This is a genomic window from Flavobacterium sp. SH_e, from assembly GCF_025717045.1.
In the GTDB taxonomy this organism is placed as follows: domain Bacteria; phylum Bacteroidota; class Bacteroidia; order Flavobacteriales; family Flavobacteriaceae; genus Flavobacterium.
The window spans coordinates 1-3,362 of sequence record NZ_JAOVZN010000013.1; the positions used below are offsets into that span (position 1 = coordinate 1).

Consider the following 3,362-nt stretch of genomic DNA (forward strand, 5'->3'; position numbering starts at 1 on the left):
AAAAGAAAGGCGACGACATACTCTCCCACAATGATGCAGTACCATCTGCGCAGGCGGGCTTAACTTCTCTGTTCGGGATGGGAAGAGGTGAGCCCCGCCGCAATAACCACCTTAAGGCTATTCGCTGCAAGCAGCTTCCGATTATTAATTATCAATTGCAAATTATTAATTATCAATCAGACAATATTTTAACATACTGGGATAAAGAAACAAATAAGCTTTATTCTAGAAAGTTTCCTCCCCCCGTCTTTTGGACGGGGGGAAAAGGGTGTGCATAAGCTTACGGATTATTAGTACTACTCGACTGTGACATTACTGCCTTTACATCTGTAGCCTATCAACGTGGTCATCTTCCACGATCCTTAAAAGAAATCTCATCTTGTGGTGGGTTTCGCGCTTATATGCTTTCAGCGCTTATCCCTTCCCAACGTAGCTACTCTGCGGTGCCCCTGGCGGGACAACAGATACACTAGAGGTTAGTCCAATTCGGTCCTCTCGTACTAGAATCAGATCCACTCAAATTTCTAACGCCCGCAGTAGATAGAGACCGAACTGTCTCACGACGTTCTGAACCCAGCTCGCGTGCCACTTTAATGGGCGAACAGCCCAACCCTTGGGACCTTCTCCAGCCCCAGGATGTGACGAGCCGACATCGAGGTGCCAAACCCCCCCGTCGATATGAGCTCTTGGGGGAGATCAGCCTGTTATCCCCGGCGTACCTTTTATCCTTTGAGCGATGGCCCTTCCATGCGGAACCACCGGATCACTATGCTCTACTTTCGTACCTGATCGACCTGTATGTCTCTCAGTCAAGCTCCCTTATGCCATTGCACTCTACGCACGGTTACCAAGCGTACTGAGGGAACCTTTAGAAGCCTCCGTTACTCTTTTGGAGGCGACCACCCCAGTCAAACTACCCACCAAGCACTGTCCTCTTCATCGAAGAGTTAGGCCTCAGATAAACAAAGGGTTGTATTTCAACAATGACTCCACAACGCCTGGCGACGCCGCTTCAAAGTCTCCAACCTATCCTACACATCATTTATCCAAGGTCAATACTAAGCTATAGTAAAGGTGCACAGGGTCTTTTCGTCCCACTGCGGGTAAACGGCATCTTCACCGTTACTACAATTTCACCGAGCTCATGGCTGAGACAGTGTCCAGATCGTTACACCATTCGTGCAGGTCGGAACTTACCCGACAAGGAATTTCGCTACCTTAGGACCGTTATAGTTACGGCCGCCGTTTACTGGGGCTTCAATTCAATGCTTCTCCGAAGATAACATCTCCTCTTAACCTTCCAGCACCGGGCAGGTGTCAGGCCCTATACTTCATCTTGCGATTTTGCAGAGCCCTGTGTTTTTGATAAACAGTCGCCTGGACCTCTTCACTGCGGCCCCCATTGCTGGGGGCGACCTTTCTCCCGAAGTTACAGGTCTATTTTGCCTAATTCCTTAGCCATGAATCTCTCGAGCACCTTAGGATTCTCTCCTCAACTACCTGTGTCGGTTTACGGTACTGGTTCTCATTGCCTGAAGTTTAGAGGTTTTTCTTGGAAGCCCTTAGGCGCACTATCTCTTTGTCCGAAGACTCCGAGTACTATCGCATTTCACCAAGATCTCCGGATTTGCCTAGAGACCCTATAGCTAGGTGCTTTAACGAACTATTCCGTCAGTTCGCGGCGCTTTCATCACTCCGTCACCCCATCACAGCAATAAGAAGTACGGGAATATTAACCCGTTGGCCATCGACTGTCCCTTTCGGGTTCGCCTTAGGTCCAGACTAACCCACAGCTGATTAGCATAGCTGTGGAAACCTTAGTTTTTCGGTGTGCGGGTTTCTCGCCCGCATTATCGTTACTTATGCCTACATTTTCTTTTCTGACCGGTCCAGCACCCCTTACGAGATACCTTCAGCCCTGTCAGAATGCTCCCCTACCACTTTGCATTACTGCAAAATCCATAGCTTCGGTAATATGCTTATGCCCGATTATTATCCATGCTCGTCCGCTCGACTAGTGAGCTGTTACGCACTCTTTAAATGAATGGCTGCTTCCAAGCCAACATCCTAGCTGTCTGGGCAGACAAACCTCGTTCTTTCAACTTAGCATATATTTGGGGACCTTAGCTGATGGTCTGGGTTCTTTCCCTCTCGGACTTGGACCTTAGCACCCAAGCCCTCACTGCTGTAAAACATTATATAGCATTCGGAGTTTGTCAGGAATTGGTAGGCGGTGAAGCCCCCGCATCCAATCAGTAGCTCTACCTCTATATAACTATTATCAGCGCTGCACCTAAATGCATTTCGGGGAGTACGAGCTATTTCCGAGTTTGATTGGCCTTTCACCCCTACCCACAGGTCATCCGAAGACTTTTCAACGTCAACCGGTTCGGTCCTCCACTGTGTGTTACCACAGCTTCAACCTGCCCATGGGTAGATCACACGGTTTCGCGTCTAACACTACTGACTAAAGCGCCCTATTCAGACTCGCTTTCGCTGCGGATCCATGGCTTAACCACTTATCCTTGCCAGCAGCGTTAACTCGTAGGCTCATTATGCAAAAGGCACGCCGTCACCCCACGAAAGGGCTCCGACCGCTTGTAGGCGCATGGTTTCAGGATCTATTTCACTCCGTTATTCACGGTTCTTTTCACCTTTCCCTCACGGTACTGGTTCACTATCGGTCTCTCAGGAGTATTTAGCCTTAGCGGATGGTCCCGCCAAATTCAGACAGGGTTTCACGTGCCCCGCCCTACTCAGGATACCGCTATCCATTACACTTATTACCCATACGGGGCTGTCACCCTCTATGGCGCTCCTTTCCAGAAGCTTCCGGTTCTGCGTGCATGAAATGTCGCGGTCCTACAACCCCAGAAATGCCGTAACAATCCTGGTTTGGGCTAATCCGCGTTCGCTCGCCACTACTTACGGAATCACTTTTGTTTTCTTCTCCTCCGCCTACTTAGATGTTTCAGTTCAGCGGGTTTGCCCACCTATCGGTGTGCTATATCTTCAATATAGCGGGTTGCCCCATTCGGATACCTGCGGATCGATCGGTGTGTGCCCGTCCCCGCAGCTTTTCGCAGCTTATCACGTCCTTCATCGCCTCTGAGAGCCTAGGCATCCCCCATGCGCCCTTATTTTGCTTATTGCACCAATCTTGCTTATAAAAACAAGACCGTTTTGTTTTGTTTTTTACTGTTGCCAGCAAAAAACGCTTTCTACTTTCTTATTATTTTCTTATCCCAATATGTCAATGAACTTTTGCCCTTTCGGACCTGTGGAGAATAACGGAGTCGAACCGTTGACCTCCTGCGTGCAAGGCAGGCGCTCTAGCCAGCTGAGCTAATCCCCCATTTTTT

The 3,362-nt window shown here is 49.2% G+C and carries 1 tRNA gene and 2 rRNA genes; all 3 read right to left on the reverse strand.

From position 1 onward, the window contains the following. Positions 1-4: 4 nt before the first annotated feature. A 5S ribosomal RNA gene (gene rrf / locus OD917_RS22405) occupies positions 5-114 on the reverse strand. Between the two features lie 156 nt (positions 115-270). Beyond that, a 23S ribosomal RNA gene (locus OD917_RS22410) occupies positions 271-3,153 on the reverse strand. A gap of 128 nt (positions 3,154-3,281) precedes the next feature. After that, positions 3,282-3,355: transfer RNA gene (locus OD917_RS22415), tRNA-Ala, on the reverse strand. Between the last annotated feature and the right edge of the window lie 7 nt (positions 3,356-3,362).